The sequence below is a fragment of the Streptomyces sp. NPDC032161 genome, from assembly GCF_040636995.1.
Classification (GTDB): Bacteria; Actinomycetota; Actinomycetes; order Streptomycetales; family Streptomycetaceae; genus Streptomyces.
Window position 1 is genome coordinate 710,197 of the sequence record NZ_JBEZVN010000001.1, and the last position, 14,034, is coordinate 724,230.

General features: G+C 70.3%; 13 protein-coding genes. 4 read left to right on the top strand and 9 right to left on the bottom strand.

Annotated elements, in window-relative coordinates; translation table 11 throughout:
• Window positions 1-134 precede the first annotated feature (134 nt).
• Together AB0E67_RS02985 and AB0E67_RS02990 are read left to right on the top strand one after the other, a co-directional pair.
• The gene (locus AB0E67_RS02985; RefSeq protein WP_362020090.1) at window positions 135-440 is read left to right on the top strand and encodes a hypothetical protein; all 306 of its coding nucleotides are present in this window, start codon (window positions 135-137) and stop codon (window positions 438-440) included.
• Between the two features lie 157 nt (window positions 441-597).
• Window positions 598-1,323, top strand: coding sequence for a class F sortase (locus AB0E67_RS02990; protein ID WP_362020093.1), 726 nt, complete (start codon window positions 598-600; stop codon window positions 1,321-1,323).
• A gap of 121 nt (window positions 1,324-1,444) precedes the next feature.
• Here the strand turns inward: AB0E67_RS02990 and AB0E67_RS02995 are convergent, their stop codons facing one another.
• Complete coding sequence (locus tag AB0E67_RS02995; protein WP_362020096.1) at window positions 1,445-2,392, bottom strand: Scr1 family TA system antitoxin-like transcriptional regulator; 948 nt, start codon at window positions 2,390-2,392, stop codon at window positions 1,445-1,447.
• A gap of 329 nt (window positions 2,393-2,721) precedes the next feature.
• Here AB0E67_RS02995 and AB0E67_RS03000 point away from each other — a divergent pair, with 329 nt between their 5' ends.
• Window positions 2,722-3,642, top strand: a complete 921-nt coding sequence (locus tag AB0E67_RS03000; protein ID WP_362020099.1) for a hypothetical protein — start codon at window positions 2,722-2,724, stop codon at window positions 3,640-3,642.
• 103 nt (window positions 3,643-3,745) lie between these two features.
• Here AB0E67_RS03000 and AB0E67_RS03005 read toward each other — a convergent pair whose 3' ends face one another.
• The 7 genes from AB0E67_RS03005 to AB0E67_RS03035 form a co-directional block, all read right to left on the bottom strand.
• Complete coding sequence (locus AB0E67_RS03005) at window positions 3,746-4,144, bottom strand: hypothetical protein (protein ID WP_362020102.1); 399 nt, start codon at window positions 4,142-4,144, stop codon at window positions 3,746-3,748.
• A gap of 150 nt (window positions 4,145-4,294) precedes the next feature.
• Window positions 4,295-4,891 (bottom strand): SMI1/KNR4 family protein, encoded by a 597-nt coding sequence (locus AB0E67_RS03010; protein ID WP_362020104.1) that lies wholly within the window; start codon window positions 4,889-4,891, stop codon window positions 4,295-4,297.
• Window positions 4,891-5,754, bottom strand: coding sequence for a DNA/RNA non-specific endonuclease (locus AB0E67_RS03015; RefSeq protein ID WP_362020106.1), 864 nt, complete (start codon window positions 5,752-5,754; stop codon window positions 4,891-4,893). Before AB0E67_RS03015 ends, AB0E67_RS03010 begins: the two co-directional genes overlap by 1 nt.
• A gap of 478 nt (window positions 5,755-6,232) precedes the next feature.
• Window positions 6,233-8,266, bottom strand: coding sequence for a hypothetical protein (locus AB0E67_RS03020; protein ID WP_362020109.1), 2,034 nt, complete (start codon window positions 8,264-8,266; stop codon window positions 6,233-6,235).
• 174 nt (window positions 8,267-8,440) lie between these two features.
• Window positions 8,441-8,887, bottom strand: coding sequence for a DUF6113 family protein (locus AB0E67_RS03025; RefSeq protein ID WP_362020111.1), 447 nt, complete (start codon window positions 8,885-8,887; stop codon window positions 8,441-8,443).
• Window positions 8,884-9,852 carry an N-acetyl-1-D-myo-inositol-2-amino-2-deoxy-alpha-D-glucopyranoside deacetylase gene (gene mshB, locus AB0E67_RS03030; protein ID WP_362020114.1) on the bottom strand — a complete coding sequence of 323 codons (969 nt, stop codon included), beginning with the start codon at window positions 9,850-9,852 and terminating at the stop codon, window positions 8,884-8,886. Before mshB ends, AB0E67_RS03025 begins: the two co-directional genes overlap by 4 nt.
• A gap of 221 nt (window positions 9,853-10,073) precedes the next feature.
• Window positions 10,074-10,268 (bottom strand): hypothetical protein, encoded by a 195-nt coding sequence (locus tag AB0E67_RS03035; RefSeq protein ID WP_073781780.1) that lies wholly within the window; start codon window positions 10,266-10,268, stop codon window positions 10,074-10,076.
• 184 nt (window positions 10,269-10,452) lie between these two features.
• Between AB0E67_RS03035 and AB0E67_RS03040 the strand changes: the two genes are divergently transcribed.
• The gene (locus AB0E67_RS03040) at window positions 10,453-12,585 is read left to right on the top strand and encodes a prolyl oligopeptidase family serine peptidase (protein WP_362020117.1); all 2,133 of its coding nucleotides are present in this window, start codon (window positions 10,453-10,455) and stop codon (window positions 12,583-12,585) included.
• A gap of 308 nt (window positions 12,586-12,893) precedes the next feature.
• On the opposite strand, the gene AB0E67_RS03045 is transcribed toward AB0E67_RS03040, so the two are convergent.
• The gene (locus AB0E67_RS03045) at window positions 12,894-14,015 is read right to left on the bottom strand and encodes a hypothetical protein (RefSeq protein WP_362020120.1); all 1,122 of its coding nucleotides are present in this window, start codon (window positions 14,013-14,015) and stop codon (window positions 12,894-12,896) included.
• Window positions 14,016-14,034: the final 19 nt, after the last annotated feature.

Below are 14,034 nucleotides of genomic sequence, written 5' to 3' on the forward strand. Positions count from 1 at the left end.
GCGACGAAGGCGGTCGCGGCGGCGACGAAGGCGGTCGCGGCGGCGACGAAGGCGGTCGCGGCGGCGACGAAGGCGGTCGCGGCGGCGACGAAGGCGGTCGCGGCGGCGACGAAGGCGGCAAGCCCCGCGGTGGCATGGACACTGGTGGCGGCTTCATGGCCCAGGTGACCACCGAGGACGAGGGTGGCCGAGGCGGCGACGAGGGCGGTCGCGGCGGCGACGAAGGTGGCCGAGGCGGCGACGAAGGCGGTCGCGGCGGCGACGACTCCGGGCGTGGTGACGACGAGGGCCGTCCGCGCGGTGGCGTCAACACCGGTGGCGGCGGGACGGCGATGACCGGCAGCAGCCTGGCCGCCGGTTCGGCGCTGCTGCTCGGCGGCCTCGGCGTCGGCGCGTACAAGCTGCGCCGTCGTCGGTCGGCGGGTGACGCGGTCGCCTGACCGGGTTGGCCACAGCCCGACCCACTACCCGTCAAACGGGCGCTCATGTTGTCGCGGCCGTCACCCCTCGGGGCGACGGCCGCGGCGACTTCGTTTCCGCCCCTCCGCTCGCCCCCGTTCCCCGCCCCCGCTCCTTGCAAGCGAAAGGCGCACTCCCATGGCCGCCCCGCAGCCACCCGGTTCCACCTCCGACCGCAAGGCCCACGCCTCCCGATCACGCCACCACCTGCTGTGGCCCGCCATGGCGGCCGGGCTCGGCGCCATCATGATCTACAACTCCTTCGGTGACGTGGCCGACGGCAAGGTGCCGCCCCCTCCCACCGCCGCCATCGCGCCCGCGATGCCGGCCCCGCCCGAGGAGGTGCTCGGCTCGCACGCGCCGCCGCTCCCCGCTCCCCAGGGCGACGGCCCGGCCATGCTGCGCTCGGTCCCGACGCGGCTGCGCGTCCCGTCCCTCGCGGTCAACGCGCCGTTCACCGAACTGGCCCTCGGCACCGACCGCCGGCTGAACCCGCCGCCTCCGAACGACAGCAACCTGGTCGGCTGGTTCAAGGACGGCGTCACGCCCGGCGAACGCGGTACCGCGATCGTGGCGGGTCATGTCGACACGAAGACCGGACCCGCCGTCTTCCTCCAGCTTCGGTTCCTCAAGCCGGGGTCCACGGTCGACATCACCCGCGCCGACAAGTCCGTGGCCAGGTTCAAGGTGGACTCCGTCGAGACGTTCAAGAAGGCGAAGTTCCCGGACGACCGGGTCTACGGCGACACCCCCTCCGCCCAGCTCCGCCTGATCACCTGCGGCGGCGTGTACAACAAGAAGGCCAAGGACTACGAGGACAACGTGGTGGTGTTCGCCCACCTCGACTCGTCCAAGAAGGGCTGACGGCCGCGGGCCCTCGACGACTCCCGCCCGGCCCCGTACACCCCGGAAAGGCGTACGAGGACCGGGCGGGGCCCTTGCGTACGGCGACAGTTGACCGCCACCGCCGTACATCACATCGTCCTCAGTACCGCAGACCGCCGCCGTCGCCCCTGACCGCCGCGACGAAGGGCGTCCACGCCGAAGCCGAGAAGACAACGGCCGGACCCTGCGGGTTCTTGCTGTCCCGCACGGGGACACAGGCAGCACAGGCATCGTTCACTTCAAGGCAGTCACCGCTGGTGCCGCCGCTGTACGAAGACTTGCGGTGCGAGAGCGCGTCCCCCAGTGCGTGATCGTAGGCCACCTGACAGTCACGCACTACCGACGGAATCTCCCAGACCCGCCCCGACTTGAGACCTTCGGCATAGGCCACCGGCGGCAGGCCCTTGAACCACATCAGGGAAACCATGCCCTCCATCAGCGCGTGGTAGCCGACCGCGAACGGCAGGACATGAAGCCGGATTCGCCGGCTCTCCCCCACCTCCACGAGGTGACGCAACTGCTCGGCCATCACGGCGGGACCACCGATCGGGCGCCGCAGCACCGCCTCGTCGAGCAGCACCCACACCACGGGCGAACCGAAGGTGTCGAGAATGCGGGCCCGTTCGAGCCGCGAGGCCAGCAGCTCGTCCCGCTTCTCGTCGCTCTTGGTGGGGAAGCCCGAGCTGAGCACCTCGTATGCGTACGGCTCGGTCTGAAGAATCCCGGGCACCAACTTGGGGCCGTAGAACCGGATCACGATCGCCTTCTGCTCCAACTCGGCCGCCGCCTCGAAGTGTTCGGCGACCTTGCGACCGTCCAGCATGGGCAGGAAACGTTCGAAGATGCCGCCCGTTCCCAGCACTTCGTCCAGACGCTGCGCGTCCTCCAGCGCGGGCCTGCGCCTCCCCTTCTCCATGTGCGAGATGTGCGACGCGGTCAGGATCGCGCGGCGGCTCAGCTCCTCCTGCGTCAACCCGGCGGCCTCTCTGCGGATGCGCAGCTCCTTGCCGTACGAGACGCGCGTCACGGGATTGTCCTCGATCGCCATTGCCAACTCCCTTGCGTACGAAACGCGTCGTCCCCCTCCGACCCATGGCGAGCGTAACCACAAAAAGCTCACCCTGTGACGTGAATCACCTACATAGAGTGAATGGTGCGGTCATGGCGACGACGCCCAGGTCGAACGCCTACGGAGGGAGCGTCGGGCGCCTGGCGAAGTGACCATGCGTGCACGGCCGTTGCTGTACGGTGACGAAAAAAGCGGCCCTCCCCGCCGGTAGCAGCCAGCGCAGAGGGCCTTCACCGTCAGTGCTTTAAGAGTCAAGGAGCACCACGATGCTTCGGCATGTTATCGCGCCTGCACGTTTCTTCTCCCAGGTGTCGAACGAGATTCTGCGCCATCCCCGGCTGTCGTCCGACGCCGTTCGGATCCTCACCTGGCAACTCTCCCTCCCCGAGGACGCCGACGAGTCCCTTTCCCGTACGGCCGCGCGCGCCGGGATCAAGAAGGGCGCCTTCAACCGGGCCAAGTCGCAGCTCAAGGAGGAGGGTTACGTGCACGAGTGGCGACGGCAGGGGCTGCGGGGGCTCTGGACCACCGTGCAACTGGTGTCGTCGGTGCCACTGACCGCCGAGGAGGCGGTCGCCATGCGCGACGGGTGTCCGACGGCCGCCTGCCCGACCGCCGGTCGGCCGGAGGGCCGGGTCACCGGTCGTCATCCCGAAAAGACCCCCGAAGGGAAGACCTCCAACCATCCCCCGGCCCCGGCCCGGTTCCCGGCCGCCGAGGCCGAGGCGGGGGCGGAGACGCGGACCGAGGTGCGGCAAGCGCCTGACGCGGCACAGGAGCTGGTCGACAGCATCACCGCCCTCGACCCCCGCCTGAACGTCCCGCGCGGCATGCTCCCCCAGCTCGCCGCGCTCGCCGCGCAGTGGCTGGACATGGGTCACACGGCCGACGACGTACGCGCGGCGGTCCGCCGCAGCCTGCCGGGAATGGACCGGATCATCCACCGGCCCGGCGGCCTTCTGCGGTACGTACTCTGCGACCCGAGGCCCGCGAGGACGCCCGCAACGCCCGTCCGGCCCGCCGTGTCCGCGTCCCCGCCCCGCCTGTCATTGATGCGGGAATGTGCCGGTGCCCACACGCAGCCCTTCCTCTTCCTCCCTGTGGGGGACGAGGAATGCTGCGGCTCGTGCCAGGACAAGGCATCTCAGCAGGATCAGTACGTGGCAGCCACGGCGCGGGGCGTCGCCGCCGTACGCGCGGGGCTGTCCGGTCACTCCGCCCGGCGGTGACCGGCCCGGCCCACCTGCCTCACGGAGTGGGCCGGGAGGTAGGGGGCGAAGTGGACTACCCGAGGTTCAGGCCATGGACCTGATTGATGCACGCTCCAGGCGGTCAGACCACCAGCGCCGCATGCAACGCACTGAATGTCTCACGAAGTTCCACCGTGGCGATCGGATCGATCTCCATCTGCAAATGACACACGTCGTCGTCGCCATTGGGAGTCAGGCGCACGAAAAAGGCGAAACCGTCCCCGACTGGCTCCGCCTTCAATGTCAGCGGATTGTTCCGACCGGGAGTCACCGCCGCCGAAAAGCGCGCACCCGACGGCGCGCGCAGGCAAGAGAGCATCCGCGCCACGAAGTCCACGACCTCCGCAGTGCCGAGATCCGCAGTGAAGTCAGCTGTCAGCCAGGAGCACCAGTCCGCCGTGATCTGCCAACTGTCCGCACCGGCCCGAGCAAGCTCCAGCCAGACATCATCGTTACCGAGGCGAATCCGCGGGTGTTCCATCGCCGCCCTCCGACATCCGTGCCTGGAATCAAGATTCCACTGGGCGGATCTTCGTCGCACGCCATCCCCCTCCGGCAACCCGGCGAACCTTCTCGGTCGGAGCACCATATGCTCGAGCCACAGCCTCTCCGAACCGAAATAGGGAAGTTCTCACATCCCACGATCGGGCCCGTACCAGACGTCTTCAGCATCCTCCGCCGTCATGGGCAAACTCGTAAATTTAACCGGCCCGGGGTAGAAGATGCCGCTTCCCGGGCCGACCACGTCCATTCCGGTCAGATATCCATGCAGCCAATCGGCGAAGGTAACGAACGGCCCGAAGAACTCTTCCTCACCGTTCTCCACCAAGATGCGCGAAGCCCCGTCGCGGTCCTGCGCCAGGAATACTGTCTCCCCCCGGTCCGTTCCGAGAAGAGGAGTCAGCCCATGCCGCGTCCCGAAAGACATCTCAGCCAACCCCAGAACACTCCGCGGGTCCCCGGATATTTCGACATCCCAGTCCACTTCCGACCACGCCACAACGGTTTCTCTGATCCAATTTCGGAGATTCCAGCGCGGCGCGGATGGATGGTGAAGATAGATGTGCTCATTCAGACAGACCGGCGCGTACGCGTCGATGATCGTCTTGTAGTCGCAGGGGAGTTCGAAACCCAGTTCGCTTTCAAGCTCTCGCCAGCCACCAGCTTCATAACGAGCGGATGGCCGACCCAACATGGCCAGAGTCGACGTCAGCGCTTCAGAGGTCATCACGGCCTACCCATCTTCGGACATGTCGCACTACCCGTCACAGTGCCGCCCGTGGGCGACTGGTAAACCACACAGTGCTTCAGCACTCTGTCCTCCAGAATCGCATAGTTGTACTCAATCGCCGTCGGCACACCGGACTCAACATTGCCATAGCGCGGGGTTACCGACAACTGTACGTGCTTGCCGGCCTTGATGGCTTGGCGAATATCTCTTTCTACCCCAGTACTCAGGTAAGGAGTGTTGGTCTTTTCGTACTCGGCCACCAAATTCCTGAGATCGATACCCGAGCCCTTGGCTGCCGCCGGTATCAGTTGACCGTTGGCCGGCATATGTCCCTGACTTCTGATCTCCCGCATCCCAGGAGGCTGGGTGGTTCCGTTCGTGTTCGTCCCCGGCGCCTTGCGATCCGGATTGAAGTCAGTTTTGTCGAGCATCCCGTACACACCGACCGCACGGCACTGATCGCTTTTTTCGAACGCGTCGTAGTACCTCTCACGAGGCAGGTACACGGCATGCCCGGTCAGGCTGTACCCCGGACCGTCATCGCACTTGTCGTCGTCTCGCGTGCGGCCCCGATTCTTTCCACCGGCGTGATCAGCGGGACTCGGCTGGAAGAGCTCGAGCGAGTCGATAACAATCGGTGTGAAGATATCGAGTGTCAGCTTTTTTATTATCTCCTTTGCGCTCAGGGTCATCGTGACGCTCTGACCGGCTGTCCAAATAGCGGTTGTCCAGATCGGCGCGGCAGGCGGCAGCTTGGGCGCCGGAATCGGGTTCAAACCATTGTTGGGGTTCTGGTCGATCGGGGGCTTCGGAGGCTTTACCGCGGTACCGCACGACCCGTTGCACACCTTGGTAAGCACGCCACCGCCGCCGCCCCTGCTGCCAGCGTTGCCACCGCCGCCGCCACCGCCAGTCCGGTGCGCGCAATCGCGAGGCGGCCGGAAGCTGGCGGATGGGGTCTCCCCTGCTCGGGGAAGGGCTGCGTGGGTTTTCGGCCAACGCCGCGAGCGATGGGGGCTCCTTGCTCGAACGCAGCCGAGAGATCGGGGAAGTGCCGGGCGGCGCGACGCGGCGAACGTTGCCAAGAAGCGCACTGGTTCGCGCCTGAACGCGACCGGCGCGAGCGAGTGGTCGAGCAGGTCGTGCAGATCCCGGGCGAGCCTCAACCGTTCCTCGCTGGCGGCGAGTCGGGCGACCGTCGCACGTGCCTCGCGCGGCTCGGCATCTCATGCCGGACACATGACGGCGGATACGGGACCCGTCCCCGGCCGGGGTCCGGCCGGGGGCGGGTGCGGGTGTGGGCTCCCGGGGCGTACACGAGCCGCCGGGGCGGGACGGTCAGCCGTTGCCGTCGAGGCTGATCGTGGCGGTGCGCTCGGCGGGGGTCTTGCCGAGCAGCGCGCTCTGCATGGCCGCCGCCACGTCGTCGGCGTTCAACTGGTGCTTCTTGCCGTCGCCCTTGGTGATCATGATGCCGTCGAAGACGCCGTCGCACAGGGTGTCGATGGCCTTCTTGTCGTAGTGCTGGACCAGCTTTCCTTCCACCGGCACCATCGAGAGGATCTGCGGCAGCGACCTGGCGGGACCGAACTGGATCTGCTTCGGCCCTGCCTTGATCGTGATCAGGCCGGACATCGCGGGCTGCGCGAACTCCTTCATCGCCCGGTCCAGTTCGGCCTGGGTGATGGTGGGTTCGCGGCTGGTGACGGGCAGTTGGACCGTGGACGCCTTGCCGGTCTGCACCTGGGCCCGGTACGCGTCACGCACCGAGATCATCGACTGGTTGACGTCCAGCCCCTTGCCCGCCTTGCCGGGTACGGCGATGGCCTTGTTGGGCTCGAACTTGATCGTGCCGTCGCTCGCCGAGCCGGAGACGCCCGCCAGGTCCGTCAGCGCGACGCCCAGCTTCTCCTCGTCGACCGGGATCACCGGGTCGACGACGCGCTTCTGGCCGAAGAGGGAGCCGATGACGGACATCGGGTTGTAGTCGCTGCCGGCGGCGGCGCGCACGGTCTCCTGGCTGTCCAGGGCGAGTCCGGCCTTGTCCGGCACGAGTTCGGTCTTCTTGCCGTCCACGGACAGCTGAAGGGGCGCCACGGCACGCTTGCCGAGGGCGGCGTCCAGCTTCGCGACGGCCTCCTCCTTGGTGCCGCCGCCGATGTCCACGCCGAGGACGGTGGTGCCCTTCGGGACGTCGGAGTGGTTCATCAGCAGCCCGGCGCCGTACGCGACGGCGGCCAGACCGACGACGCCCGCGCCGAGCAGCACCAGCTTGGAGCGGCCCTTCTTCTTCGCGGGCGCGGACGCCGGGGCGGAACCGGCGGGAGGAACGGGCGTCGGGGCGGCGGAGCCGCCCGAGCCCAGCGGACCCGTGCCCATCGCCCCGTCCTCGACCCGGGGCGCCGCGTCGGCGCGCCGGGCGGAGAGCCCGCCGGGCCCGCCCGCGCTCGGGAACGAGGACGCCGGGCGCGACTCCGGCGTGATGACCGGAATGCCGCTGGTGAGCGTGTCACCGGAGACGTTGCCGTCGGATCCGGTACGCGCCGCGGCGGCGAACTGGGGCGTCAGCTCCGCCGTGTCGTCGGACAGCCGCGGCACCGCGCCGCCACCGGTGCCGGTGCTCGTGGCGGTGTTCGGGATCAGGGGCGAGGCGCCGCCGACCGGGCCCGCGGTGAGGCCGACCGGGCCCGCCGCCGGGCCCTCGGGAGCCCGGACACCGAACTCGTCGAGCGCGCTGCCGCCGGGGCGGGGCCCCCCGGGGGCGGGGGTGTGCTGCGGACCGTCGGAGAAGTACGGCGGCTCGACACGCGGCGGGGTGGCCGCGGCCCCCTCCCGGGCGTCCGCGCCGCCCGTCGGGTCACCGGCCGGGGCGCCGGGCGCGCCACCGGTGACCGGGGTCTTCGGGCCGGTGACCGAGGTGTTCACGGGCTGCTTGCGCGGCGCGAACCAGTCGCTGCTGCTCTTCTCCCTGGCGGCCGGCTTGTCGGAGGCCGGTTCCGAGGGCGCGGCGGCGGACGCCGCTTCGGCGTCGGGCACGGCGTCCGGCGCGTCCGCGGGCGAACCGGGGCGCGGGATGCTGCTGGTGCGCTCCATGTCGGAGGCGTCGCCCTCGTTCACGGGCGTGCGCATCACGACGGGCGGGATGGGACGCGAGCCCGGAATGTTGATCCGGATACGCGTCGTCAGCGTCGTCTCGGTCCGCGGCTCCTCGGGCCGCTTCCGGCCCGCGGGCTCCGGAGCCCCGTCCTGGGCGTCCTGCGAGGGGTGCGGCGACGGATACTGGCGGGATCCGTACGGCGGCGTCCCCGAGGGGTACGCGGCTCCTCCGCGCCCCTGGGTCCCGGAGGACGAACTGTCAGTTTCACGACTCAAAGCAGGTTCTCCCGATTGGCTCCGCCGCCCGTACTTCCCCCCTGCCGCGGGCCGGGGGACGGCTCGGCGCGCGAACCACCATACTGGCCAGCGCCGACAGACACCCTCGACCGGGGGAAACGACCGCGTGACCCCCTGACGGGCCAAGGGCATTACGGGGTCGGCCGTGGCACATTACTTGCCAGGTCGGCCGCTGTCGGCTCCCGGATGGGGCGACCGCGACATGGTGGCACAGATCACGGCGACGACCATCCCGCCCAGCAGGAAGAGGGCGAGCCCCACCGCGTCGCCGAAGACATAGTCGCCCTCCGGCCGCCCGCCGAGCAGAAACACGATCGAAATCAGCCAGCCCGCCGCGGGGGCCAGGGCGCCGAGCTGGGTGCCGTGGAGGCGCCGCCCGCCGCGGAACAGCCCGGCACAGGCCGCCAGGGCGAGCAGCAGCCCGCCGGGGAACCAGGCCGCCTGGACGAGTGAACCGGCGATCCCGACGAGCGCGCCGAGGACCGCGAGGCCCACGTAACCGGCGATCCGGCCGGGGTTGAGGGGCGCGGCCAGTCCGGTGGCCGGAACGTCCCGGGAAGGCACCCCGGAGCGCGCGGCGCGCTGCCTGCCGTCGCTCATCGTCCCGCTCCCGTCCCCGAGCCCACGCCCGCTTCCGAGCCCGCTCCGGGTCCGGTGCCCGCACATACGTCCGACTCCGCGTCCGGCAGACCGGCGAACAGGTCGTCCTCGCGCTCGCCCCGCGGGGCTCCGGGGACACCGCGCACCAACTCGTAGTACTCGGTGGTGAGAACGGGCTGGCCGAGGTCGTTGGAGAGGGCGAAGAAGTCGCCGTCCACGACGATCTGCGTGGCGTGCGCGCGCATCGCCGCGCGCTTGGCCGCCGCGTGGGCCGAGCCGTCGATCCGCGTGGTGATCCCGGCGTCGTCGACCACGCCCGGCACGTCCTCCACGGCGGCGATGCCCGGGAAGGCGTCCGGTGCCGTCTCGCGCAGGCGCGCGAAGCCCTCCTCGACGACCGTGCGCGGCACCCGGTTCCAGTAGGTCTTGGCGATGGTGTGCGGGGCGGTCGCTGGGTCGTGGGCCGGGTCGGCGGCCAGCTCCGCCGCGCGCATCGCGACGCGGTGTGCCTGGATGTGGTCGGGGTGCCCGTATCCGCCGTCGGGGTCGTAGGCGACGAGGACCTGCGGGCGCACCGAGCGGATCACCGTCACGAGGTGGGCCGCGGCCTCGTCCACGTCCGCGGACCAGAAGGATCCGGGGCGGTCGTTCTGCTCGGCGCCCATCATCCCGGAGTCGCGGTAGCGGCCGGGGCCGCCGAGGAAGCGGTGGTCGGTGACGCCGAGTTCCCTCATGGCCGCGGAGAGTTCGCCCCGGCGGTGGGGGCCGAGAGTGTCGTCCCGGTCCGCCGCGAGATGGGCGAGGGCGGGCGGGATGACCTCGCCCTCCTCGCCGAGCGTGCAGGTCACCAGGGTGACCAGGGCGCCCTCGGCCACGTACTTGGCCATGGTGGCGCCGTTGTTGATCGACTCGTCGTCGGGGTGCGCGTGCACCAGAAGCAGGCGCCGGGCGGGGTGGTCCGTCATGGGGACCACCCTACGAGCCGAGCGCCTGGAGAGCCGACCGCGCCTGCACATGGCTGTCGGACCGCTGTGCCGTCGGACCACCGTGCCGCCGAACCGGGACGCGCCGCCGAGCCGTGCCTCATGGGCCGTACTCGGGAGCCGCTGTCTCGGAACCGTGCCTCAGAAGTGGTGTCTCGGGATCGGACGCCGTGCCCCGGAACCCGCGTTCCGGAGGCCGTGCCTCAGAACTTGAGACTGCCGATCATCCCTGCCACGTTCGTGGTCAGGTTGGCGATGCTGGGCGCGATGGACGAGCTGGCGAGATAGAAACCGAGCAGCGCGCAGACCACCGCATGTCCGGCCTTCAGTCCGGATTTCCGGATCAGCAGGAAGACGACGATCGCCAGCAGCACCACCGCCGAAATCGAGAGTGCCACGGCGGTTCACCTCCATCAGTACGGTCGGGACGGGCAGCACACGTGGAGCCAGCAGGTTCATACCCACCGAGCGCTACGGATCATAACTATCCGTGCCACCGCATTGATCGGGGCACGGCAGCACGAGGGGCGCACAACCGGTGGATCGGGGACTGGGCAGTGGATCGGGGACTAGGTTCGGGCCATGACTTCGCAGCAGATCTCATTTCCTCGCCAGCACGCCAGGACCATGCGCTTCAGTCTGGGCGCTCCGCGCGCGTTCACCATCTCACCCGACGGGAAGCGGGTGGTCTTTCTTCGGTCAGCTTCCGGAACGGAACGGTCGGGCCGGCTGTGGGTGCTGGACCTGCCCGAGGGCGGCACTCCGACGGAACGGGTCGTCGCCGATCCCGAGGCCCTGCTGGGCGGTTCCGCGGAACGGCTGTCGGCCCAGGAGCGCGCCCGGCGCGAGCGGAGCCGCGAGGGCTCCTCGGGGATCGTCGGCTACGCGGTCGACGCGGCGGCCGAGTTGGCCGCGTTCGCCCTCTCCGGGAAGGTGTACGTCGCGGAGTTGCGGGCGGGCACGGCGCGCGCGCTGCCGGTACCGGGCCCGGTGATCGACCCGCGGCCGTCGCCGGACGGGCGGCACATCGCCTACGTGGCCAAGGGCGCGCTCCGCGTCGTGGGCGCCGAGGGCGACGGGGACCGGGCGCTCGCGGAACCGGAGTCGGGGAACGTCACGTACGGCCTGGCGGAGTTCATCGCCGCCGAGGAGATGCAGCGTTCGCGGGGCTTCTGGTGGTCGCCGGACTCGGACCGGCTGCTGGTCGCCCGGGTCGACGACAGCCCCGTGCGGCGGTGGTGGATCGCCGACCCCGCGCACCCGGACCGCACGCCCGCCGAGGTCGCCTACCCGGCGGCGGGGACGCCCAACGCCGAGGTGGGCCTCTTCCTGACCGATCTGGACGGCGGCCGTACCGAGGTGGTCTGGGACCGTGCGCGCTATCCGTACCTCGCCCAGGTGCACTGGTCGTCGGCGGGGGCTCCGCTGCTCCTGGTGCAGGCCCGTGACCAGCGCAGTCAGCTCCATCTCGCGGTGGACACGGAGACCGGCGCCACGCGGACTGTGCACGTCGACGAGGATCCGATCTGGCTGGAAATCTTCCCCGGGGTACCCGCCTGGGCACCGGACGGGCGTCTGGTGCGGATCGCCGACGAGGGCGGGGCGCGCGTGCTCGCGGTCGGCGACCGACTGCTGACCGGCGCCCAATTGCAGCTCCGGGCGGTCCTGGACATCGGCGATTCGGACATTCTGGTGTCGGCGTCGGCGGGCGAGGAGGCCGCGGAAGCGGAGATCGGCGAGACCCATGTGTACCGGGTCAACGAGCTGGGCGTCGAACGGATCTCCGAAGAGGCCGGGGTCCATTCGGCCGTCCGCGCGGGCGACGTGACGGTGCTGGCCTCCCAGTCGCTCCAGTGGCCGGGGGTGCGCGCCGAGGTGCTCCGCGACGGCAAGCGGATCGCCACCATCGCGAACTTCGCCCAGGAACCGGTGCTTTCGCCGCGGGTGCAGTTCACCGAGGGGGGCGCACGGCGGATTCCGTGCGCCGTGCTGCTCCCCCGGGACTACAAGGAATCGGACGGCCCGCTTCCGGTGCTGATGGATCCGTACGGCGGACCGCATGCCCGCCGGGTGCTCGCCGCGCACCATGCGCACCTGACCTCGCAGTGGTTCGCCGATCAGGGCTTCGCCGTGGTCGTCGCGGACGGACGGGGCACCCCGGGCCGTTCACCGGCCTGGGAGAAGGCCGTCAAGGACGACCTCGCCCTCCCCCTGGACGACCAGGTCGAGGCGCTTCACGCATTGGCCGAAAATTATCCCCTGGACCTCGGCAGGGTTGCGATCCGCGGCTGGTCGTTCGGCGGATATCTGTCGGCGCTCGCGGTGCTGCGGCGGCCGGACGTCTTCCACGCGGCGGTGGTCGGCGCACCCGTGACCGACCTGCGGCTCTACGACACCCACTACACGGAGCGCTATCTCGGTGACCCGGCCGAGCAGCCGGAGGTGTACGCGCACACCTCGCTGCTGACGGACGAGGGGCTCTCGGAGGCGGCGGAGCAGGTACGCCCGATGATGATCGTCCACGGTCTGGCGGACGACAACGTGGTGGTCGCGCACTCGCTCAGGCTGTCGTCCGCCCTGCTGGCGGCGGGGCGCCCGCACGAGGTGCTGCCGCTCAGCGGGGTGACGCACATGACGCCGCAGGAACAGGTGGCGGAGAACCTGCTCCTGCTCCAAGTGGACTTCCTGAAGCGGTCGTTGGGGATGCGCGGCTGAGGGTCTGCCGGGTGGCTTCGACCCGAAAGCGGGCGCGGCACGGTGTGTGCGATTCCAGGGCGCCGGAATGTCCTCGTAGGGGAGCCGACAGGACATCCCGGCAACGCCGGAAGCGTGTGTGCCAGGGTGTGGCCGCCCGGTCGGAGGTCACCCGACAGGTCCGAACCGGCCGGGCACCCCGCCGGGGTGCCCGGCGGCCGTTCCGCCGTTCACCGCCCTCGCACCGACCCGCCTCCGAACCTTCACCGGCCCGCCTTCGACCTTTCACCGGCTCCGCACCGGACGTCCTCCGATGTTTCATCGGATCGTCACCAGCCCGGCGGCGGCTGGGACGGCGGAGGCGGCGGCCGATGAGGAGGAAGGGGCGGCGGCTGGTCGGGCGGCGGCGGGGGCGGTGCCCCGAAGGGGCCCGGGCCGGAGCCGGAGTGGCCGTAGCCCTGTCCGGGCCCAGGTCCGGGGCCCGGGACCGGGCCGTACCCGTAGCCCTGCTCGTAGCCCGGGTCGTACCCCTGATACGGCTGGGCGAGGTGGCCGGCCGGGCCCCGGACGGCCAGCGCGATGAGCACGACCAGAGCGGCGATCGCTTCGAAGGTCCAGCTCAGCACGAGGAGTTGATTCTCGATGGGCAGTTCGCCGAAGTAACCCAGCACGCCCTGGTCCAGGGAGCGGATCAACGCACCCGCCGCGCCCGGCAGCAGTAACCCGGCCGCGATCAGGCCGAACGGCCGGGCGTACGCGGCGCGGCCGAGCGCGCTCCCGCCCGCGAACAGGCAGAGCAGCACGACGACGGCGCCGGCCCAGCCCAGCGGGGGGTCGATCAGCCCGTGCGAGGCCTGTTCCCCGCCCAGGTACCAGTCGGGGAAGATCTCGGGAAGCCGCACCACCGTCCGGATCTCCCACGCGGCGATGGTCGCCGCCGAGGCTCCCAGCAGCAGGAAGGTGAGCACGCCCGCGCCCTGGCCCGGCCGGATCGGGACCCGTTCGGAGAAGTCGGCCGGCGGGCGGCGCCCGGCGCCCGCCGTGATGACGAGTGCGACCGCCACCCCGATGGCCACGAAGGCGCAGATCAGAGCGCGGGTGCGCAGTTCGTCGGAGAACATGCCGTCCATGGGGGACGTCCCGATGTTCCAGAGTCCCGGGAGCCGGAGGGCGAGCGTGAGGACCCCGGTCGCGACCAGCGCGGAGGCGGCCACCGAGACCCGCACGACCGTGAGGGCGACGACGAGATACACCACGAACAGGACCAGGTCGTCGATCGAGGTGGTGGGCATCTCCGGCAGGCGTGCGTCCTCGTAGCCGGTCCAGTACCGCAGCAAATGGCCCGGTTCGTCGACCGCGCCCAGGTCCCGTACGATCCAGCCCGCGACGATCACCGCGAGCACGGCGCAGAGAACGGCGCCCGTGATCCTTGCCCCCCGTGTGAGTATCACCCGAGCGATACTCCACCGT